Raw genomic sequence first — 20,314 nt, forward strand, 5'->3', positions numbered from 1 at the left:
GTTGAAAGCACTATATTGCAGCTTGATTGAGGCGTCAAGAAAAAAACTGCATCCGAACACGCAAAAAAAAGCGCCGGCATCGTGCCGGCGCTCGTTTTGAGAAGGGAACCGCTCTACAGCGCCACGTTGTCGCGCAGCTGCTCCAGCAGGCCCACGTAGGCGGTCTCCAGGGTCATGTCGCTGGTGTCGAAGCTGAAGTCGGCCTTGGAATAGAAGGCGGCGCGGCTCTCGAGGATGCTCTTGAGGTCGTCCATGGCTTCGCGGTTGCCGCTCATCGGCCGGGTGTCGCCCTGGGCCAGCACGCGCGCCATGTGGTCCTTCGGCGCCGCCTTCACCCACACCGTGTAGCAGTGCGACAGCAGCAGCTTGTAGGTGGCCGGGTCGGACACGATCCCGCCCGGGGTGGCGATCACCGCGCGCGGGTGGCGCTGGATGATGTCTTCGAGGGCGCGGCGCTCGTAGCGGCGGTAGGCGCTGGGTCCATACAGCGCATGGATCTCGGCGATGCCGCAGCCGGCCAGGGTCTCGACCTCACGCCCCAGTTCGACGAAGGGCACCATCCAGTAGTCGGCCAGCATGCGGCCCAGGCTGGACTTGCCCGCCCCGCGCAGGCCGATCAGGGCGATCCGCTGGCGGCGCACCGTTTCGCTGGTGGGCGCATCGAACAGGCCGGCCAGCGCAGCGCGCGCCCTGGCCAGCTCCTCGTCGGTGCGGCCGCGCAGGATCTCGCGGATCATCAGCCATTCGGGCGAGGTCGCGGTCTCGTCGCCGATCATCTCGGCCAGCGTGCAATTGAGGACGGAGGCGATCTGGCGCAGGAACTGGATCGAGGCATTGCCGACGCCCGACTCGACGTTCGCCAGGTGGCGCTCGGACACGTCGGCCAGCCTGGCCAGCGCCTTGCGCGTGAGGCCGCGGCGCGAGCGCAGGGCCCGCACCCGCTCGCCGAGGGCGATCAGGAATGGGTCTTTTTCTTCTTGGGATAAACCGTCTGTGCTGAGCTGCGGTGCTGTCATTCTGAATTCCATCAAAAGTACTGCCCCTTCGGGACTATCCGCCAATTATCTCACCACTGCATGCGGCAAGACGGCACATGAAATATAAACAAACAACCCTTGACTCATGCAACATAATACACCTACACTCTTTTCGAACGCACTATATCTCCGATCTTTCCCGCTTGACTCTCAATATCAGCTCAGGGGTTTTGAATGGACGTTTCCACTTTCCAGCAATTGATCACCCGGGTGACCGAAGAAATCGACGGTATCCCGCTCGGTTCCGCACTCGAATCCCATCTCAACGCCCAGCACGGCGCCGGCAGCGAGCTTTATGAAAAGATCGCCGACGCCTGCATGACCGGCGTGCGCGAAGGCTGGCTGTGCAACCGCGAAGGCGGCGGCATCCGCTACGGCCGCGTGCTGAAGGCGACGCCGGCCACCCATGGTTTCAGCGTCGACGTGGTCGACATGCAGGACATCGCCGGCCCGCATCACGTGCATCCGAACGGCGAGATCGACCTGATCATGCCGCTCACTCCGGACGCCTGCTTCGACGGCCGCCCCGCCGGCTGGTGCGTGTACGAAGCCGGCAGCGCCCACGCACCGACGGTCACGCAGGGCCGCGCCCTCGTCCTCTACCTGCTGCCGCAGGGCGCGATCGAGTTCACGCCCGCCACTGCCACTGCTTAAAAAGACGATATGACGATCTTCCTGCACAACTACCTGGGCGGCGTACGCCAGGATGCGGCCGACGCCGTCCACCTGCTCCGCGATCCGGTCACCGGCGAAGCGCTGGCCGCCACCGGCGGCCGCGCCGAAGAACTCGAACAGGGCTTCGCCTTCGCCCGCGACAGCGGACGCGCGGCGCTGCAGGCGATGAGCTACGGCCAGCGCGCCGCCATGCTGGGCGAGGTGCTCAAGGTGCTGCAGGCGAACCGCGACGAGTATTATGCGATCGCCCAGGCCAATTCCGGCACCACCCAGGCCGATTCGGCGGTCGACATCGAAGGCGCGGCCTTCACCCTGAACTACTACGCCAAGCTGGGCACCTCGCTGGGCGAAGCCCGCCTGCTGCTCGACGGCGCGGCCGCCGCCCTCGCCCGCGACGGCTCCTTCCAGTCCCAGCACATCCTGGCGCCCGTGCGCGGCCTGGCCCTGTTCATCAATGCCTTCAATTTCCCGGCCTGGGGCTTGTGGGAAAAGGCGGCGCCGGCCTTGCTGTCCGGCGTGCCGGTGGTGATCAAGCCGGCCACCGTCACCGCCTGGCTGACCCAGCGCATGGTGGCGGACGTGATCGAGGCCGGCGTGCTGCCGCCGGGCGCGCTGTCGATCGTGTGCGGTTCATCAAGCGGCCTGCTGGACGCCCTCGAAGCCTTCGACGTGCTGTCCTTCACGGGCTCCGCCGACACCGCCGCCTTGATCCGTTCCCACGCCGGCGTGGTGCGCCACTCGATACGCCTGAACATCGAGGCCGACAGCCTGAATTCCTCCATCCTGGCCGAGAGCGCCCAGCCAGGCTCGCCCGCCTTCGAACTCTACGTCAAGGAACTGGTGCGCGAGATGACGACCAAGAGCGGCCAGCGCTGCACCGCGATCCGCCGCGCGCTGGTGCCGGCGCGCCTGTTCGACGCCGTGGCCGAGGCGGTGGGCGCGCGCCTGGCCCAGGTCAGCGTGGGCAATCCGCGCAATCCCGAAGTAAGGATGGGCTCCCTGGTCAGCCGCGAACAGTTCGACAGCGTCCGGAACGGGATCGCCACCCTCGCCGGCGAGGCGCGGGTGCTGCACGACGGCCGCAATCGAGTCCTGGTCGACGCCGACCCGGCGGTGGCCGCCTGCGTGGCGCCGACCCTGCTCGGCCTGCCGGACGGCGATGCCGCGCGCCTGGTGCACGAACACGAAGTCTTCGGCCCGGTCTCGACCCTGCTGGGCTACCGCGACGCCGCGCATGCGCTGGCGCTCAGCCACCGCGGCCTGGGTTCGCTGGTGACCTCCGTGTTCGGCGAGGACGAATCCTGGCTGGCCGCGGCCGCGCCGCTGCTGGCGGCTTCCCACGGCCGGGTGCACCTGGTGACGCCGGACGTGGGCAAGACCCAGACCGGCCACGGCAACGTGATGCCGGCCTCGATCCACGGCGGTCCCGGCCGGGCCGGCGGCGGCGAGGAACTGGGCGGCCTGCGCGGCCTGGCCTTCTACCACCGCCGCAGCGCCGTGCAGGGTTCGCCCTCGGCCCTGGCCTTGACGACGCGCGAGGCGGTCCAGCTTCGTCTGGACTAGGCGGCGCATATATAAAACGGGACGCGTGGACGGCGCGATCCCGGCAAAGGAGACATGATGGACCATCACAGCATCACCTTGCCGCAGCAGTTCAACTTCGCACGGCACATCCTGGCCCTCAACGCCGACCGCGCCGAAAAGACCGCCTTCATCGACGACCGCGGCAGCCTCAGTTACGGCGAACTCGACCTCCGGGTGCGCAGCTTCGCAGCAAGCCTGCTGGCGCGCGGCATCCAGCCGGAGCAGCGCGTGCTGCTGGTGATGCAGGACACGGTGGACCTGCCGGTGGCGCTGCTGGGCGCCATGTTCGCCGGCGTGATCCCGGTGCCGGTCAACACCCTGCTGCCGGCCGCCGACTATGCCTATATGATCGACCACAGCCGCGCCAAGGCCATCGTCGCCAGCGCGGCCCTGCTGCCCTGCGTGCGCGAAGCCCTCGCCGCGGCCCGCGGCAAGCCCGAACTGATCGCCGCCGGCGACGTCGTCGACGCCTCCCTGCCGCACATGGACGCCCTGCTCGACATTGCCCCGCTGGCGGCCGACGCCCACGCCGACACCTGCGCCGACGACTTCGCCTTCTGGCTGTACTCGTCCGGCTCGACCGGCCGCCCGAAAGGCGCGGTGCATTCGCACGCCAACCTGTTCTGGACCGCGGAGCTGTACGCCAAGCCCATCCTCGGCATCAACAGCGAGGACATCGTCTTTTCCGCCGCCAAGCTGTTCTTCGCCTATGGCCTCGGCAACGCCCTGACTTTCCCGCTCAGCGTCGGCGCCACCGTGGTGCTGATGGCGGAGCGCCCGACCCCGCAGGCCGTGTTCGCGCGCCTGACCCGTCACCGCGCGACCATCTTCGGCGGCGTGCCGACCCTGTACGTGGCGATGCTGGCTTCGGCCGACCCGCCGCCGCGCGAACAGGTGGCGCTGCGGGTCTGCACCTCGGCCGGCGAGGCGCTGCCGCGCGAAGTCGGCCAGGCTTTCCGCGACCACTTCGGCTGCGACATCCTGGATGGCCTGGGATCGACCGAGATGCTGCACATCTTCGTCTCGAACCGCGCCGGCGACGTCCGCTACGGCAGCTCCGGATTCCCGGTGCCCGGCTACGAGGTCGAGCTGCGCGGCGACGACGACCGCCCGGTGGCGTCGGGCGAGATCGGCGACCTGTACGTGCGCGGTCCCAGCGCCGCCCTGCTCTACTGGTCGAACCGCGAAAAGAGCCGCGCCACCTTCCAGGGCGAATGGCTCAAGAGCGGCGACAAGTACATCATGGAGTCCGACGGCCGCCTGGTGTATGCGGGCCGCAGCGACGACATGCTGAAGGTCAGCGGCCAGTACGTGTCGCCGATCGAGGTCGAGGCCGCACTCACGGCCCACCCGGCGGTGCTCGAGTGCGCCGTGGTCGGCAAGCAGGATGCCGACGGCCTGACCAAGACCGCCGCCTACGTCGTGCTGGGCAAGGACCGCCAGCCCGACGATCTGCTGGCCGACGAGCTGAAGGCCTTCGTCAAGGGACGGCTGGCGCCGCACAAGTATCCGCGCGAGCTGGTGTTCGTGGCCGACCTGCCGAAGACGGCGACCGGCAAGATCCAGCGCTACCGCCTGCGCAGCGCGGTCTGAGGCTGCCATGTCCGCTTTCGCCAGGCTGGACCTGGACGGCATCCCGCTGAGCCTCGAATACCAGTGGGTCGGCGCGGCCGAATCGGCGCACCCGACGGTCGTGTTCCTGCACGAGGGCCTTGGCTCGATCGCGCTGTGGAAGGATTTTCCGGAGCGCTTCTGTTCTGCCTGCGGCCTGCGGGGCCTGGTGTACTCGCGCAAGGGCTACGGCCGCTCGACGCCGCGCCCGCACGAGGAGCGCTGGACTGTCGACTTCATGCACCGCCAGGCCTGGCAGGTATTGCCCGCGCTGCTGGCCGAACTGGGCATCGAGCGCCCATGGCTGTTCGGCCACAGCGACGGCGGCTCGATCGCCCTGCTGCATGCGGCGCGCTTCCCGGTCAGCGGCCTGGTGGTGGCCGCGCCCCACATCATGGTCGAGGAGCTGTCGGTGGCATCCATCGCCGAGGCCCGCGCGGCCTACCTGCAGGGCGGCCTGCGCGAGCGCCTGGCGCGCTACCACGACGACATCGACTCGGCCTTCTGGGGCTGGAACGACATCTGGCTGGACCCGGCCTTCCGCGCCTGGGACATCCGCGAACACCTGGCTGCCATCGACGCGCCCATCCTTGCGGTCCAGGGCGAGGACGACGAATACGGCACGCTGGAACAGATCCACGGCATCGCGAGACTGGCGCCGCAGACGCGCCTGCTCGTGCTGCCGGATTGCGGTCACTCGCCTCATCGTGACCAACCCGGGAAGCTCATCGACGAAGCCACCCGGTTCATGATCGGCACCGCCTGATCGCCCCATAACAACCAGGAGACACTTCATGCACCTTCCAGCCACTCTGCGCACCACCGCCGCCGCGGTCGCCCTGTTCGCCGCCGGTCTTGCCGGCGCCCAGAACAATGCCCCGATCAAGGTCGGCTTCATGCTGCCGGCCACCGGCACCTACGCCAATCTCGGCACCATGATCGAGAACGGATTCAAGCTGCACGTCGCCGAACAGGGCGGCAAGCTGGGAGGCCGCGAAGTCCAGTACTTCAAGGTCGACGACGAGTCGGATCCGGCCAAGGCCAGCGACAACGTCAACAAGCTGATCAAGCGCGACAAGGTCGACGTGCTGGTCGGCACCGTGCACTCGGGCGTGGCGGCGACGATGGCCAAGGCGGCCAAGGAAAGCAAGACCATCCTGATCGTGCCGAACGCCGGCGCCGACGTGATCACCGGGCCGATGTGCGGTCCGAACATCTTCCGCACCTCGTTCAGCAACTGGCAGCCGGCTTTCGCGATGGGCAAGGTGGCGGCCGAGCGCGGGCACAAGAAGGTCGTGACGGTCACCTGGAACTATGCGGCGGGCCAGGAATCCGTGAAGGGCTTCACCGAAGCCTTCGAAAAAGGCGGCGGCAAGGTAACCGGTAACCTGACCCTGCCCTTCCCGAACGTCGAGTTCCAGGCCCTGCTGACCCAGATCGCCGCCGACAAGCCGGACGCCGTCTATGTGTTCTTCGCCGGCGGCGGTGCCGTGAAATTCGTCAAGGACTACGTGGCCGCGGGCCTGAACAAGACCATTCCGCTGTACGGCGCCGGCTTCCTGACCGACGGCACCCTCGAAGCCCAGGGCGCCGACGCCCAGGGCCTGTACACGACCCTGCACTATGCGGACAAGCTGAACACGCCGCGCGACAACGCCTTCCGCGCCGCCTTCACCAAGGCCTATAACCTCGACGCCGACGTCTACGCTGTGCAGGGCTACGACGCCGCCCAGCTGCTGGCGACGGGCCTGAAGAGCGTCGGCGGCGACATCGACGGCAAGCGCGATGCCCTGCTGAAGGCCATGCACACCGCCACGATCGACAGCCCGCGCGGCAAGTTCACGCTGTCGGCGGCCAACAACCCGGTCCAGGACATCTACCTGCGCCAGGTGGTCGGCGGCGACAACGTGGTCAAGGGCGTGGCCATCAAGGCGCTGGCCGATCCGGCGCGCGGCTGCCGTCCATTCTGATGGATTTCCCGACCTTCCTGGTCCAGTGCCTGAACGCGATCCAGTACGGCTTGCTGCTGTTCCTGGTCGCGAGCGGGCTGACCCTGATCTTCGGCATCATGGGCGTGATCAATCTCGCCCATGGCAGCTTCTACATGATCGGGGCCTACCTGGCCTACCTGCTGGCGCCGATGTTCGGCGACCATTTCATCACCATGCTGGTGGCGGGCATGCTGATGGCGGCCGCCTTCGGCTTCGTGCTCGAATGGGTCTTCTTCAGCTTCCTGTACGGGCGCGACCACCTGCAGCAGGTGCTGATGACCTATGCGCTCATCCTGGTGTTCGAAGAGCTGCGCAGCATCCTGGTCGGCAACGAGGTGCACGGGGTGCAGGCGCCATCCTGGCTGGCCGGCGGCATCTCGCTGGGCGGCATGATGACGTATCCGGCCTATAACCTGTTCGCCTCGGCGGCCTGCCTGGCGGTCGCCTTCGCGCTGTACTGGGTGGTCAACCGCACGCGCCTGGGCATGATGGTGCGCGCCGGCGCCAGCAACCGCGACATGACCCGCGGCCTCGGGATCAATATCCGCCTGCTGTACCGCGCGGTGTTCGCCGGCGGCGTGGCGCTGGCCGCCCTGGCCGGCATGATCGCGGCGCCCGCCGCCTCGGTCTATCCGGGCATGGGCGGCGGCGTGCTGATCATGTGCTTCGTGGTGGTGGTCATCGGCGGCATCGGCTCGATTTCCGGCGCCCTGCTGGCGGCGCTGCTGGTCGGCTTCGTCGATACCTTCGGCAAGGTCTTCTTCGCGCAACTGTCGGGCATTGGCGTCTATGTGCTGATGGCGGTCATCCTGATCTGGCGCCCCCAGGGCCTGAGAAACAAAGGATTTTGAGATGCATTCTTCCGTCCCCCTCGCGGCAGGCGCCGTCGCACCGCGTGCGCGCTGGCGCGGCGACTGGCTGGCGCCGGCCGCCGTCGCCGTCGTCCTGGCCTTCGCGCCGCTGGTGCTCGAGACCTATTACCAGGAACTGGTGATGAAGATCGTCATCTACGCGATCTTCGCCCTCAGCCTCGAACTGCTGGCCGGCACCACCGGCCTGGTCAGCCTCGGGCACGCGGCCTTCTTCGGCATCGGCGCCTACGCCACCGCGCTGGCCGCGCCCCAGTACGAGGCCGGCTCGCCGCTGCTGCTGCTCGGACTGTCGATGCTGGCCGCGGCCGCGTATGCGCTGCTGGTCGGCGCGCTCAGCCTGCGCACGCGCGAAGTCTATTTCATCATGGTGACCCTGGCCTTCGCCCAGATGGCCTACTTCGTGTTCCACGACACCCCGATCGGCGGCGGCAGCGACGGCATGTACCTGATGATGCGCCCGGTGCTCAAGGCCGGCGACACGGTGCTGGCCGACTTCGAACAGCCGCTCCACCTCTACTTCGCCGCCCTCGGCCTGCTGGTGCTGTGCTACGCCTTCCTCGCGCTGGTGCTGCGCTCGCGCTTCGGGCATGCGCTGGCGGGCATCCGCATCAACGAGCAGCGCATGCGCGCGGCCGGCTTCCAGACCTACCGCTACAAGCTGGCCGCCTTCGTGCTGGCGGGCGCGCTGGCCGGCGTGGCGGGCTTCCTCTACGTCTCGAAGAACGGCGTGGTCAACCCGGAACTGCTGTCCTGGCACGAGTCTGGCGCGGTGCTGATGATGATCATCCTCGGCGGCCTGGGCTCGCTGCGCGGGGCCGTGATCGGCGCCGCCGCCTTCGTGCTGCTCAAGGAATTCTATTCGTCCGAAGCGCTGCTCGGCCCGGCCATCGCCGGACGCTGGCAACTGACCCTCGGCCTGACCATGATCGCCTTCGTCGCCCTGTTGCCGAAGGGGCTGGTCGGCATCGGCCGGCGCTTCTCCCTCAAGCGGGGCCGCCCATGAGCGACCAGAGCATGAGCGCCACTCCCCTGATGCAGGCCAGCGGCCTGACGCGCCGCTTCGGCGGCCTGGTCGCCGTCGACGGCGTCTCGATCGACCTGCACCGCGGCCAGGTGCACGCGGTGATCGGCACCAACGGCGCCGGCAAGTCGACCCTGATCAACCTGCTGTCCGGCGAGGTCCCGCTGTCCTCCGGCGAGATCCGCCTCGACGGCAGGGACATCACCGGGCTGTCGCAGCCGCGCCGCGCGCGCTCGGGCGTCGGGCGCAGCTACCAGCGCACCACGATCTTCCCGGCCCTGTCGGTGCTGGAGAACTGCCGGCTCGCGGCCCAGGCCACGCGCCAGAAGCCCTGGAGCCTGTGGCAGGGCGCCCAGTCCTGCCGCGCCAGCCTCGAGGCGGCGCGCGCCGCGCTGGACGCCACCGGCCTGTCCGACGCCCTCCACCTGAACGCCGGCAGCATGAGCCACGGGAAGAAGCGCCAGCTCGAAATCGCCATGTGCCTCGCCACCGCGCCCCAGGTGCTGCTGCTCGACGAGCCGCTGGCCGGCATGGGCGCCGAGGAGAGCGAACGCATGCTGGCCATGCTGGAGCGCCTGCGCCCCGGCCACGCCATCCTGCTGGTCGAGCACGACATGGATGCGGTATTCCGCGTGGCCGACCGCATCACGGTGATGGTCAACGGCGCCGTGATCGCCAGCGGCTCGCCCGCCGACGTGCGCTCCAGCCCCGAGGTGCAGCGCGCCTACCTGGGCGACGCCCATGCCTGAAACGTCCACGCCCCGACACCGAGAGGTTTGCCTTGCTCCAGATTAGCGCACTGAACACCTATTACGGCGACAGCCACATCCTGCAGGGGGTCGACCTCGAGATCGCGCCGGGCACCGCGGTCGGCCTGCTCGGCCGTAACGGCATGGGCAAGACCACCCTGATCCGCTCGCTGATGGGCTATGTGCCGGCGGCGTCCGGCACGGTGAGCTGGCGCGGCCGCGAGGTAACGGGCAACGCGCCCGAACGCATGGCGCGGCTCGGCATCGGCTACGTGCCCGAAGGGCGCGGCATCTTCCCCAACCTGTCGGTGCGCGAGAACCTGGTGATGACGGCGCGCCGCGGCCCGGGCGGGCGCAATGACTGGACCTACGAGCGCGTGCTGGACACCTTCCCGCGCCTGGCCGAACGCCTCGGCCACGGCGGCCACCAGCTGTCCGGCGGCGAGCAGCAGATGCTGTCGATCGGCCGCGCGCTGATGACGAATCCGGACCTGATGATCCTCGACGAGGCGACCGAAGGCCTGGCCCCGCTGATCGTGGCGGAGATCTGGCGCGTGATCGCGGAGATCGGCAAGACCGGCATCAGCACCCTGATCGTCGACCGCAACTACCATGCGGTGCTCTCGCATACCGATTCCGCGGTCGTTCTGGAAAAGGGCCAGGTGGTGGCGCGCGGCGGCTCGGCCGGGCTGCTGGCCGAACCGGACACGCTGGCGCGCTATCTGGGGGTGTGATCGCTTCAGGGCTGCGCGGGTCCGACAGCGCCGCCAGCAAGGAGTCAGGCGCGGATCAGGAGCGAGGCAGGGCCCGCTCCTTGATGATGCCGCGGTACACGAGGAAGGTGGCGACCAGGCTGATCGCGCCGGCGAGCGCCATCCAGTAGCCGGGTGCCGCCTTGTCGCCGGTGGCTTCGATCAGCCAGGTCGACACCAGCGGCGTCAGGCCGCCGAACAGCGCCGTCGCCAGGCTGTAGGCCAGCGAGAAGCCGGTGGTGCGCACCTGGACCGGGATGATCTCGGTGAGCGCGGCGATGGTGGCGCCGTTATAGCTGCCGTACAGGAAGGACAGCCACAGCTCGACCATCACCATGTTGCCGAAGCTCGGATGGGCGATCAGCCAGGACAGCGCCGGATAGGCCGTCAGTGCCGCCAGCGCCGAGCAGACCGCCATCACCGGCCAGCGGCCGATGCGGTCCGAGAGCGCGCCCATGACCGGCAGCCAGATGAAGTTCGACAGGCCGACGCACAGGGTCACCAGCAGGCTGTCCGCGGTGCTCAGGTGGAGCACGCTCTTGCCGAAGGTCGGCGTGTACACGGTGATCAGGTAGAAGGCGACCGTCGTCATCACCACCAGCATGGTGCCGGCGGCGACCAGCGGCCAGTTCCAGGCGATGGTGCGCATCATCTGGCGGAAGGTCGGGTGCGACTTTTGCGCCAGGTAGGCTTCGGTCTCCTGCAGCGAGCGGCGGATATAGAAGACCACCGGGATGATCGAGCAGCCGATGAAGAAGGGAATGCGCCAGCCCCAGTCGGCGATGACGTCCTTCGGCATGGCGTTGTTGAGGCCATAGCCCAGCGCGGCGGCGAAGATCACGGCCACCTGCTGGCTGGCCGACTGCCAGCTGACGTAGAAGCCCTTGTTGCCGGGCGTCGCCATCTCGGACAGGTAGACCGACACGCCGCCCAGTTCGACGCCCGCGGAGAAGCCCTGCAGCAGGCGGCCGATCAGCACCAGCAGCGGCGCCAGCAGGCCGATGGTGGCATAGCCGGGCACGAAGGCGATCAGCGCCGTGCCGGACGCCATGATCCCGAGCGTCAGCACCAGGCCCTTGCGGCGGCCGATGCGGTCGATATAGCTGCCCAGGATGATGGCGCCGAGGGGACGCATGAAGAAGCCGGCGCCGAAGGTGGCGAAGGTCATCATCAGCGCGGCGTACTCGCTGGTGCTCGGGAAGAAGGCCTTGGCGATCTGGTGCGCGTAGAAGCCGAACAGGAAGAAATCATACATTTCGATGAAGTTCCCGCTCGTGACCTGGATGACGGCGCCCAGCCTGGACGGGGCGCGCGCCGGCGGGGACACGGCCGGCGCCGCATGGTGCGCGTTGACGGTGGATTCGATGGACATGATGAGCTCCGCGGAAGGTTGATCAGTGGGCCGCGGCGGCCGGTTCCAGCCCGGTCGCCTCGATGGCGCCGGCGTTCGACGGCGCGGCGAGGAAGCGCAGCAGGGCCCGGGCGGCGTCCGGATGGCGGCTGCCGCGCACCACGGCGCCGGAGAATTCCGTCTTCAGCTGCACTTCCTGCGGCAGCAGGCCGACGATGTCGATGCCCTGCACGGGTTTCAGTTCGCTGCGCTGCTGGCAGCCGAAATCGGCCTCGCCGTGGGCGATGATCTCGCCGACCGGGGTCGCCGGAATCTGGGCCGCCCTGCCCTCCATCTGCTTGCGGATGCCGAGCTTGTCGAGCAGCTGGCGCCGGATGTATTCGCCGCTCGCGCTGTCCGAATAGGCCACCCGGGGCGCGGCCAGGAAGGCGGCGCGCAGGGCGTCGACGCTGCCGATGTCCGGCCTGGCGGCGCCGTGGCGGACCGCGCAGGCGATCGGCGAGTTGGCGAGGACGACCTTGCTGCCCGGTTCGAGGCGGCCTTCGGCCATCAGCTTGTCGAGGGCGTCGCCGACCATGATGACGACGTCGATCGGCTCGCCGCGCTCCAGCCGCGCCGGGATCGCGTTCTTCGTCGCGCCCATCGAAGGGCCCCATGCCGAGACGAGGTGGTCGCCGCTGGCGCGCTCGTAAGGCGCGGCCAGGTCCTTGTAGGCCTGGGCGAAACCGCCCGAGCTGACGACGTGGAGATCGGTGGCGTGGGCGGCGTTGGTGGAAGTGGCGACCAGTGCAAGCGCGGCCAGTGCCGTCATTGCCGTGTTTTTCAGGTGATGTGATCGCATGGCGGTCTCCTTGTATCGGTTATTGGTTAAAACTTCTGCATGAGGCCCAGCGTCAGGCCGGTGCCGTGGCGGTCGTTGGGACGGGAAGCGGTCAGGCCCGCGGCGTCGCCGCGCCAGACCGTGTAATCGGCTTCGAGGTAGGCGGTGGTGCGCGGCGCCAGCGTCTCTTCGACGAACAGGAAGCCGCGGTCGAAGCCGTCGTCGGGCAGGCCGGTGGCTTCGCGCCGCACCGCGTACCAGGCGGTGGTCACGAGCAGGCTCTGTCCCAGGGCGCGGCTCAGGCCCGCGGACAGCACGCGCTGGTGCACGCTTTTATCCGTTCCCGTCACGGCCACGTTGCGCGCGGCGTTGGCCTTGAACTGCCAGGCGCCCTGCTTGAGCGCCGCGCCGATGGTCCAGGCGTCGAGCGGCATGCCCTCGCGGCTGCGGAATTGCGTGGTCGCCCCGGAGACCGTCCAGTCCGGGCGCTGGTAGGCCAGGGCCACGCCGTGGCTCGACGATGCCGCCGCGTCGCCCGGCACCTCGCCGAAGGAATAGGCGGCGCGCGCCTGCCAGGGACCGAGATTGCCGGTGTACTTGACCGTGTTGTCGAGGCGGTAGAAGTTGTCCGCGTAGCCGCTGGGACCATACTGGCGCCCGAAGGCGTGGGTACCGAAGGCGGTATTGCTCAGGCCCGCGATGTTGATGTTCGGGTTGAAGGAAGCGTCGCGCTTGCCGAGCGGGTCGACGGGAATGAGCGCATCGGACAGGAGGTTGGTCTGGCGTCCCAGTGCCAACGTGCCGTAGGGGGAATCGAGGCCGGCCCAGGCCAGGCGGTCGAACATGCGGTCGCTCTTGGCCGAGGTGCCGGTATCGGCATTGATGCCGCCTTCGAGCCGGAACAGGGCTTTCCAGCCGCCGCCCAGCGATTCCTGGCCCTTGAAGCCCCAGCGGCTGGTGTTGTCGACGCCGCTGCTGACCGCGGTCGCCGTGCCCGGCGTGGCGGGCGTGTTCTTGGCGCTCAGGCCGCTGGTGGCGCGCAGGCCGAGGTCGGCGATGCCGTACAGCTCGACGCTGCTCTGGGCCAGGCAGGCGCCGCTCGACACGAGCAGGGCCGCAAGGATGCATGATTGACGCACTTTGTCTCCGTATGAAAAGCCTTCTTGGCGAGGCTGGTTGCTTATTGCTTATTGCGCCAATCATGCTTCATACGGGTTCATTTGATAATTGCAATTTTCCAGCGTATTCTTGTGCCATGCGCATCAATTACGAACTCCACGACTTGCAGGCCTTCGTTGCCGTGGCCGAGCGCGGCAGCTTTCGCCAGGCCGCGGACGACCTGTTCCTGTCGCAATCGGCGCTCAGCCGCCGCATCGACAAGCTGGAGGACAGCCTGGGCGTGAAGCTGTTCGAGCGCACCACCCGCCGCGTGCGCCTGACCAATGTGGGCCAGACCTTCCTGGTGAACGTGCGCACCGCGCTCGACGACCTCGAAGACGCGGTGCTGGGCGTCGCCGACCTCGCGGCCCACCGCACCGGCACCGTTACCCTCGCCTGCGTGCCGACCGCCGTCTGGCATTTCCTGCCGGAGGTACTGAAACGCTTCAGCGCGCGCTTCCCGCGCATCCGCGTGCGCGTGCACGACGAGAGCGCGCAGGACGTGCTGAACCTGGTGCTGAACGGTGAGGCCGACTTCGGCATCAACTTCGCCGGCGCCGAGAACCCGGAGATCGTGTTCGACCCGATCTACGTGGAGAGCTATGTGCTGGCGATGCGGCGCGACCATCCGCTGGCGACGCGCAAGGTGCTGAGCTGGAAGGAGACGGTCGACGAACGCTATATCTCGGTCGCCAAGTCGAGCGGCAACCGCAGCGTGATCGACGCCGCGCTGGCCGGCGTGGAAAAGCATCCCCTCATCTTCTGCGAGGTCAACCACGTGTCCGGCGTGCTGGCCCTGGTCGAAGCGGGCATGGGCGTGGCCGCGGTGCCCGGCCTGTCCGTGCTGCCGGAGCGGCTGGAGGGCATCGTCGGCGTGCCGCTGGTGAATCCGGAAATCAAGCGCACCCTGGGCCTGATCAGCAAGCGCAATCACAGCATGGCGCCGGCGGCGCGCACCCTGTTCGAGATGCTGTCCGAAGCGCTGCTGAAGCGCCCGGCCGCAAGCTGATTCAGCCCGCCTCCACCGGCGCCGAAGCGGCCAGTGGATCGAGCGTGGAACCGTCCGCCGCCCGCACGTTGCTCACCTCGAGCGTGTACTCGCCGGGCGCGAGGTCGACCACGAGGGCGACCGCCGCCGGGCGCCGCGGATGGACCTGCACCGCCCGCACCGCCGCCGCCGGATGGATGCGGTAGTTGTGCGGATTGCCGGCACCGTGCGGATGCACCGCGTCGCTGAAGGAGATGTTCAGCTGTCCGCTAGCGCCGTCGTAGCTGGCCGACACCACCTGCAGGCCGCCGGGCGTCGGCCCGCCGACGCAGCGCGGCAGTTCCTCGCCCTCGACGGCGGCGCGCATCGCCTCCAGCAGGCATTCCAGTGACTCGACGTCGGCCGGCCGGTCCTGCTTGCCAATCAGCGCCGCGACCAGTTCGCCCAGCTGGCGCGTCCCGGCCTGCATGGTCTCGCGCCAGGCGTTGCCGCCCTGGAGCGCACTGCCGGCGACCACGGCGATGCCTTCGTACAGTGCGCGCCCGGTTCCCGGCGGTTTATCGAGCGGCCGCGAGCCGCCCTGGTCCGCCAGACAGGCGGCGCCGAAGGCCAGCGCCACCGCCATCGCGCCGTCGTACAGGGCTTCCAGGCGCAGGAGTCCACCGCCAATGACGACGGTCTTCTGGCCGTATTCGGTGAACGCGAACACGTTCGGACGCTGGCTGGTCCAGTCGACGTGAAAGCGGATGCCGGGACAGAAGGTCGCGTAAAGACGCGAGTAGTAGGCCGCCATCCAGCGGTTGGTGGCGTCCGACATCGGCCGCGCCGGCACGTCCGGCTCGAGCAGCCGCGCCTCCTGCCTGGGCGTGAACAGCGTCGCCGCGCGCGGCGGGATGACGGTGGCCGACTCGATGTCGGGCACGAACTCCGGATGCACGACCGGACCGGCGTCCAGGTCGACGGCGGCGCCGAAAGCCGAGCGGCACACCGTGGCGTGGCGGGATCGGTAGGCCGCGGTGCCGACCGCCGGATGGTCGGCGCTGGACGCCAGGTGAGGCTGCATCGACTCGGCATGCTGGTAGCGCTGGAGCGCGAAGTCGCCGCAGACGACGCCGTTGACGATGATGAAGTGCTTGTCCAGGCTGCCGCGGAATTCCCCATAGTCCGGCACCTCGGTCGCGATATGGTGCACGGCGCCGAAATAGCTGCCGCTGTGAATGCGCGCGACCGGCACCGCCCGCCCTTGCGGATCGACCAGGCAGTCGGTCCCCGGCACCAGCTGGTCGGCCCGCTTCAGGATGCCGCCGCCAGCCAGCAGGAACAGCTGGTTGGGCGACGCCACCATGGCCTGGCGGCGCTGGCCCGGCTGCTGGCCGCCGTACTCGATGTAGAACATCACGTTGCCGACGCCGGTGGTATTCGGCGGCGAGCCGGCGCTGAACTGCACTTCGCGGGCCGACCATTCCCATTCCACGCCATGCCGGACGGCGGTCAGCACCTGGTTGCCGATCACGATCTCGTCCATCGGCCGGTTGCCGCCCGGGACCGCGACCAATGCGGTGGAAGCGAAGTAAGGCCAGCCGCCCTCGGCGGATTTCAGGCTCCAGGCCTGGCGCTGGCGCTTGCGCTCGTCCCCGCTGTGCGGCGGCCGGTCGGTGGTCGATGTCATGCTGTTTCCCCTTGCTTGATTGACGGCGGACGAACTGTAGGGGAATCGCCGTGCAGATACCTTCCGGTTTCCTTCCGGATGCTAAGCGTTTGATTTCAAAGATTAAAAAAGACACGGGCCACGACAATGCGCGGCCCGTATTTCATGCTGGAAGAGCGAAGCTCAGTGCATCATGGCGGGACCGGGGTGTTGTCTTCCTGCGGATCGAAACGGACCACCGCGCCCGTCAGGGTGTTCGTGTACACGATGAAGAACTTGAAGGTCTCGGCGACGGGCAGGCTCGGGAACAGCGTCATCACCGACTGCCCGGCCGGGCCGGGGATGGTTTCCAGCGCCGGTGCGCCGGCCGGATTCGGCTCGACGCCGGTGATCGTCCAGCCGTTCAGGCTGGACTGGTAATCCAGCAGGAACAGCGTGTTGGTCGCGCGCGTCTGGTCCAGGTGGCACCTCGACGTGGCGGTGCGCGTGACGCCGTCGACCGGCGACCAGTAGCTGTACCTGACTTGGGCGTCGTCCGCGCTGCGGCCGCAGATCGCGATCGTGACGTTGCGTTGTGGTGTAGCCGTCTTCATGACTTCCCTTTCGTTTTGCTTTGTAAAGACAGGAATTGCAGATAGCCGCGGTCGGCGAAGCCGAAGCTCTTGAGGCGCCCGGCCGCCTGCCCGGCGGGACCGTCCTGGCCGAGACAGTAGTTGGCCCTGACCCAGGGCTCGAGCACATAGTAGTCGCGCGAGGACGGCGCGTCCGGCCCCAGCATGTCGACGACGCCACGGCAGGCCGTGCGCGCCGCGGCGCCGTCGCCCGCGGCATTGTCGACGTCGGCCGACACCAGCAAGGCCCGGATCAGGGCCTGGCCCAGGGTCTTGTTTGCCTTGTTGGCGGCGTGGAGTTCACGCAGCCGCGCCAACGCAGCCTGGATTTCTTCGCGTGCGGGCCCGGCCCGGCCGTCCTGCAGCAGCAGTTCCGCCAGCCAGGCCTGGGTCAGGCCCGCCGTTCGCGCCCAGGTGGCGTTTTTCGGATCCCTTGCCGCCAGGCCGGCCATGCGCGCATGCAGATCCCGCATCGCGGCGACGGCGCGGGCGCTGCCTTCGGTGCGCGCCATGATGACCAGCTCCTGCAATTCCAGCCCACCGGCTTCGGCCTGCCAGCCGAGATTCTTCTCGTCCGCCTTCGCAAGTCCTGCCATCAGCAGGCGCGCGGCCCGGTAGTCGTGCAGCGCCGCCTCGTCCTGACCCTGTGCCAGGCGGTTGGCGGCCCGGTGCTGGAGCGCCCAGGCCTCGCTCCTGGCCCACAGCGCCTCGCCCGGCGCCATTGCCCGCAGCCGCTGGACGATCGCCATCTCCTCTTCATACAGTGCGCCCGCGGCACTCAACTCGCCCAGCGCCTGTCTGGCGGCGCCCAGCCACGAAACGCTTCCCGCCAGCTCTTTCAACAGCGGCCAGTCGTTCGGCTGGCGCTCGAGCACACGGCGCTTGAGGGCGATCGACTGTTCGAATTCACGCGCCGCGGTCTGGGGATCGCCACCCGAAACCGCCAGCGAGCCGAGATTGTTGTGGGCGTAGGACTGCTCCATCCACCACGTCACGTTGCCGGGCTCGAGGCGGCTCAGGTCGTCGCTGAAGCGGCGGTAGTCCTGCCAGTGCGCGGCAGCCTTGTCGAAGTCGCTGCGGTCCTTCGCCACCTGCCCAAGCCAATACGCATTCACACCCAGGTTCTTGAGCACCTCGACGTTCGCCGGCGCGCGGCCATGCTGTTCCATGAGAATGCGCTGGCCCGCGTCCAGCGCCTGCACCGCGCCTTTGGAATCGCCGCGCGCGCGGCGCACTTCGGCGATGACCTGCAGCGCCTGCGCGCGCTGCGCCAGCGCGGTCATGCTCGACTCCTGTTCGCCCCTGGCGCCGAGGTAGTCGAGGGCCTTGGTGCTGACGCCGTCGAGCAGGTCGAGGCGGCCGAGAGGGCGCAGCTTGTCCGCGAAGTCGCCCAGCATATAGCCCATCAGGCCTTCGGCCTCGAGGCGGCGCTGCTCGGCCAGCTTGCGCGAGGCGGTGGCGCTGATGCCCAGCGCCAGCGCCAGCAGCGCAAGCACGACGATGCTGCCCATGGCCATCAGCCGCAGGCGCTCGCCCCTGCGTGCGCGGTGCAGCGACAGGCGGATCAACTGCGCCTGGTCTTCGCTCAGCGCGAACTGGCCGGACTCCTGCAACGTCCGCGCCGCTTCCAGTTGTTTACCGCGCGGCAGCAGCAGCTCGGCGCTGCGCCCTTCGCGCACCCAGCGCGCGGCCTGGTTGGCCAGCCGCGCATGCTCCAGCAAGGCGCTCTTGTGGACCTCGATCCATTCGCGCATGCGCGGCCAGCGCCGCAGGATGGCTTCGTGGGCGATGCCGAAACCGGGCACCTCGCCCAGCAGCTCGCTGACGAACAGGCGCGATTCGACCAGGGCGTCGACCACCCGGCGCTCGGCCTCGCCGCGCAGCGCCGACCACGGCGCCCGGCGGCTGGTCACGGTCTCCTCGTTGGCGGCGATGACCACCACCAGCGACATGACGCGCTCCAGCGCGGCCTTTTGCGCCTCGTCGAAGCGGGCGACCACCTGCTCGGCGCGCTGGGCGATCGCGCCCTCGACGCCGCCGAGCTGGCGGAAGGCGTCGAAACCCAGCTCGCCGCTGTCGCTGCGCAGGGCATACAGCTCTTGCAGGCAGTACTGCAGCAGCGGCAAGGCGTCCGGGCTGGCGGCGGCGCTTTCGCACAGCACGTCGTCCAGGCGCGCCTGGGTCTGCGGATCGGTACCGAAGGAGAGCCCGGCGGCGGCCACCGGCAGCCGGATGATCTGGGCGATCTCGGCGAAGGTGGGCGGCGCCAGGTCGAAGTGGGCGCCATTCGGCTTCCCGTCCATCAGCAGCGGGTGGCGGGCGATGTGCGGATAAAAATCGTTGCGGCAGCCGATCACCAGCAGGGCCGCGCCGCTGCGCGCCAGGGCCTCGATGGTCCCCAGCAGCGCGTCGCGTTCCGCGTCAAGACAGCGGCCCGGCGCGAACAGGGCCTCGGCGTGGTCGATGAAGATGCCGAAGCGCAGCTGGCCGTAGTCGCCCTGCCCCGCGGCCAGGGCTTGCGCCAGCTGGCGCAGCACGCCTTCGCGGTCCCGCTCCAGTCGGCTGGCGAGGGACATCGCGCTGTCGCCGGGGAACACGCCGTCATCGCCGGCCTGCAGGTCGAGCATGGCGCCGGCCAGGGCGACCAGCAGGCTCTGCTCGCCCTGCTCGGCGAGATCGAAGACGGTGGTGGACAGCAGGGCCGGTCCGCCGCCGCGCAGCGCCGGCGCCAGCGCCGGGAACAGGCCGGCGCGGACCAGCGAGGACTTGCCCGAGCCGCTGGGCCCGAGCACCAGCTGCAGCGCCAGCCCCGCCCCGATCTGGGCGTCCACCGACTTCAGGAGCCGGCGGATGGCCTCGTCGCGGCCGAAGAAGACCTGGGCATGCGTTTCATCGAAGGCGGCCAGCCCGCGGAACGGGGTCCGGTCCGCCCACCTGCCGGCCGTCCCCTGCCCCGATTTGCCGAAGCTGACCGGGGCCAGGGTGCGGTAGCCGCGCTTGCGCACGGTTTCGATGTAGCTGGGCGCACTGGCGGTGTCGCCGAGCAGGCGCCGCAGCTGGGCGAGGATCTTGTGGACGGGATTGTCGCCGTAGACGTCGGTGCGCCAGCATTGCGCCAGCAGTTCATCGGCGCTGACGATCTTGCCGGCCGCCTTGCACAGCACCACGAGCACTTCCATGGCCCGCGGCTCCATCTGCCGGCGTTCCCCCGATTGGTGAATGCTGTTGGTCGAGGGGTCGACCACCCATTCGCCAAAGAGAAATTGCTGTGATTCCATTACGGGGGACAGATGCAAAAAACAAAATAATGATTCTGAGCATCATATCATCCCGACATGTAAAATGGGAAAGGCGGCGTCGCACATTCCACACCCGGCTATAATAGCGGCTGGGTGATCGTACCGCCCGGTACGACAGGATTCGCGCTGGTCGGGCCGCCACGCGGT

At 68.6% G+C, this 20,314-nt stretch carries 17 protein-coding genes; 10 read left to right on the top strand and 7 right to left on the bottom strand.

All coding sequences use genetic code 11. The features are described 5' to 3' along the window. Positions 1-113: 113 nt before the first annotated feature. Positions 114-1,016: a helix-turn-helix transcriptional regulator gene (locus tag AB4Z32_RS01810; RefSeq protein ID WP_441933781.1), complete on the bottom strand. Its 903-nt coding sequence runs from the start codon at positions 1,014-1,016 to the stop codon at positions 114-116. 195 nt (positions 1,017-1,211) lie between these two features. Here AB4Z32_RS01810 and AB4Z32_RS01815 point away from each other — a divergent pair, with 195 nt between their 5' ends. From AB4Z32_RS01815 to AB4Z32_RS01855, 9 genes are read left to right on the top strand one after another with little or no spacing between them, the layout of a single operon-like run. Then, entirely contained in the window at positions 1,212-1,691 is a 480-nt protein-coding gene (locus tag AB4Z32_RS01815) for a DUF4863 family protein (RefSeq protein WP_441933783.1), read from the top strand. 9 nt (positions 1,692-1,700) lie between these two features. Further along, on the top strand, positions 1,701-3,275 hold the full coding sequence (locus AB4Z32_RS01820; RefSeq protein ID WP_441933784.1) for a 3,4-dehydroadipyl-CoA semialdehyde dehydrogenase: 1,575 nt from the start codon (positions 1,701-1,703) through the stop codon (positions 3,273-3,275). Positions 3,276-3,329: 54 nt separating this feature from the next. Continuing rightward, positions 3,330-4,889: a benzoate-CoA ligase family protein gene (locus AB4Z32_RS01825; protein ID WP_441933786.1), complete on the top strand. Its 1,560-nt coding sequence runs from the start codon at positions 3,330-3,332 to the stop codon at positions 4,887-4,889. A gap of 7 nt (positions 4,890-4,896) precedes the next feature. Further along, complete coding sequence (locus AB4Z32_RS01830) at positions 4,897-5,673, top strand: alpha/beta fold hydrolase (protein ID WP_441933788.1); 777 nt, start codon at positions 4,897-4,899, stop codon at positions 5,671-5,673. A 28-nt stretch (positions 5,674-5,701) separates the two neighbouring features. Continuing rightward, entirely contained in the window at positions 5,702-6,877 is a 1,176-nt protein-coding gene (locus AB4Z32_RS01835; RefSeq protein WP_441933790.1) for an ABC transporter substrate-binding protein, read from the top strand. After that, positions 6,877-7,749 (top strand): branched-chain amino acid ABC transporter permease, encoded by an 873-nt coding sequence (locus AB4Z32_RS01840; RefSeq protein WP_441933792.1) that lies wholly within the window; start codon positions 6,877-6,879, stop codon positions 7,747-7,749. The genes AB4Z32_RS01835 and AB4Z32_RS01840 overlap by 1 nt, the downstream gene beginning before the upstream one ends. Before the next feature lies 1 nt (position 7,750). Beyond that, complete coding sequence (locus AB4Z32_RS01845) at positions 7,751-8,773, top strand: branched-chain amino acid ABC transporter permease (protein WP_441933794.1); 1,023 nt, start codon at positions 7,751-7,753, stop codon at positions 8,771-8,773. Then, positions 8,770-9,540, top strand: coding sequence for an ABC transporter ATP-binding protein (locus AB4Z32_RS01850; protein WP_441933796.1), 771 nt, complete (start codon positions 8,770-8,772; stop codon positions 9,538-9,540). The genes AB4Z32_RS01845 and AB4Z32_RS01850 overlap by 4 nt, the downstream gene beginning before the upstream one ends. A gap of 32 nt (positions 9,541-9,572) precedes the next feature. After that, on the top strand, positions 9,573-10,274 hold the full coding sequence (locus tag AB4Z32_RS01855; RefSeq protein WP_441933798.1) for an ABC transporter ATP-binding protein: 702 nt from the start codon (positions 9,573-9,575) through the stop codon (positions 10,272-10,274). A 55-nt stretch (positions 10,275-10,329) separates the two neighbouring features. Here AB4Z32_RS01855 and AB4Z32_RS01860 read toward each other — a convergent pair whose 3' ends face one another. From AB4Z32_RS01860 to AB4Z32_RS01870, 3 genes are all read right to left on the bottom strand, one after another. Then, entirely contained in the window at positions 10,330-11,547 is a 1,218-nt protein-coding gene (locus tag AB4Z32_RS01860) for an MFS transporter (protein WP_441933900.1), read from the bottom strand. Between the two features lie 139 nt (positions 11,548-11,686). Further along, positions 11,687-12,484 (bottom strand): substrate-binding domain-containing protein, encoded by a 798-nt coding sequence (locus AB4Z32_RS01865; protein ID WP_441933800.1) that lies wholly within the window; start codon positions 12,482-12,484, stop codon positions 11,687-11,689. 26 nt (positions 12,485-12,510) lie between these two features. Next, positions 12,511-13,602, bottom strand: coding sequence for a porin (locus AB4Z32_RS01870; protein WP_441933802.1), 1,092 nt, complete (start codon positions 13,600-13,602; stop codon positions 12,511-12,513). A 116-nt stretch (positions 13,603-13,718) separates the two neighbouring features. On the opposite strand from AB4Z32_RS01870, the gene AB4Z32_RS01875 reads away from it, so the two are divergent. Beyond that, the gene (locus AB4Z32_RS01875) at positions 13,719-14,630 is read left to right on the top strand and encodes a LysR family transcriptional regulator (RefSeq protein ID WP_441933804.1); all 912 of its coding nucleotides are present in this window, start codon (positions 13,719-13,721) and stop codon (positions 14,628-14,630) included. Between the two features lies 1 nt (position 14,631). Here AB4Z32_RS01875 and AB4Z32_RS01880 read toward each other — a convergent pair whose 3' ends face one another. The 3 genes from AB4Z32_RS01880 to AB4Z32_RS01890 form a co-directional block, all read right to left on the bottom strand. Further along, positions 14,632-16,278, bottom strand: a complete 1,647-nt coding sequence (locus tag AB4Z32_RS01880) for a hypothetical protein (protein WP_441933806.1) — start codon at positions 16,276-16,278, stop codon at positions 14,632-14,634. Positions 16,279-16,448: 170 nt separating this feature from the next. After that, entirely contained in the window at positions 16,449-16,850 is a 402-nt protein-coding gene (locus AB4Z32_RS01885; RefSeq protein WP_441933808.1) for a hypothetical protein, read from the bottom strand. Beyond that, positions 16,847-20,146, bottom strand: a complete 3,300-nt coding sequence (locus AB4Z32_RS01890) for an nSTAND1 domain-containing NTPase (RefSeq protein ID WP_441933810.1) — start codon at positions 20,144-20,146, stop codon at positions 16,847-16,849. Before AB4Z32_RS01890 ends, AB4Z32_RS01885 begins: the two co-directional genes overlap by 4 nt. Between the last annotated feature and the right edge of the window lie 168 nt (positions 20,147-20,314).

It is taken from the genome of Massilia sp. 2TAF26 (assembly GCF_052115005.1).
Taxonomy (GTDB): domain Bacteria; phylum Pseudomonadota; class Gammaproteobacteria; order Burkholderiales; family Burkholderiaceae_D; genus Telluria.

Coding starts and splice junctions, on each gene's coding strand:
- AB4Z32_RS01810 (WP_441933781.1), bottom strand. CDS start 1,016: ATGACAGCACCGCAGCTCAGCACAGACGGTTTATCCCAAGAAGAAAAA.
- AB4Z32_RS01815 (WP_441933783.1), top strand. CDS start 1,212: ATGGACGTTTCCACTTTCCAGCAATTGATCACCCGGGTGACCGAAGAA.
- AB4Z32_RS01820 (WP_441933784.1), top strand. CDS start 1,701: ATGACGATCTTCCTGCACAACTACCTGGGCGGCGTACGCCAGGATGCG.
- AB4Z32_RS01825 (WP_441933786.1), top strand. CDS start 3,330: ATGATGGACCATCACAGCATCACCTTGCCGCAGCAGTTCAACTTCGCA.
- AB4Z32_RS01830 (WP_441933788.1), top strand. CDS start 4,897: ATGTCCGCTTTCGCCAGGCTGGACCTGGACGGCATCCCGCTGAGCCTC.
- AB4Z32_RS01835 (WP_441933790.1), top strand. CDS start 5,702: ATGCACCTTCCAGCCACTCTGCGCACCACCGCCGCCGCGGTCGCCCTG.
- AB4Z32_RS01840 (WP_441933792.1), top strand. CDS start 6,877: ATGGATTTCCCGACCTTCCTGGTCCAGTGCCTGAACGCGATCCAGTAC.
- AB4Z32_RS01845 (WP_441933794.1), top strand. CDS start 7,751: ATGCATTCTTCCGTCCCCCTCGCGGCAGGCGCCGTCGCACCGCGTGCG.
- AB4Z32_RS01850 (WP_441933796.1), top strand. CDS start 8,770: ATGAGCGACCAGAGCATGAGCGCCACTCCCCTGATGCAGGCCAGCGGC.
- AB4Z32_RS01860 (WP_441933900.1), bottom strand. CDS start 11,547: ATGTATGATTTCTTCCTGTTCGGCTTCTACGCGCACCAGATCGCCAAG.
- AB4Z32_RS01865 (WP_441933800.1), bottom strand. CDS start 12,484: ATGCGATCACATCACCTGAAAAACACGGCAATGACGGCACTGGCCGCG.
- AB4Z32_RS01875 (WP_441933804.1), top strand. CDS start 13,719: ATGCGCATCAATTACGAACTCCACGACTTGCAGGCCTTCGTTGCCGTG.
- AB4Z32_RS01880 (WP_441933806.1), bottom strand. CDS start 16,278: ATGACATCGACCACCGACCGGCCGCCGCACAGCGGGGACGAGCGCAAG.
- AB4Z32_RS01885 (WP_441933808.1), bottom strand. CDS start 16,850: ATGAAGACGGCTACACCACAACGCAACGTCACGATCGCGATCTGCGGC.
- AB4Z32_RS01890 (WP_441933810.1), bottom strand. CDS start 20,146: ATGGAATCACAGCAATTTCTCTTTGGCGAATGGGTGGTCGACCCCTCG.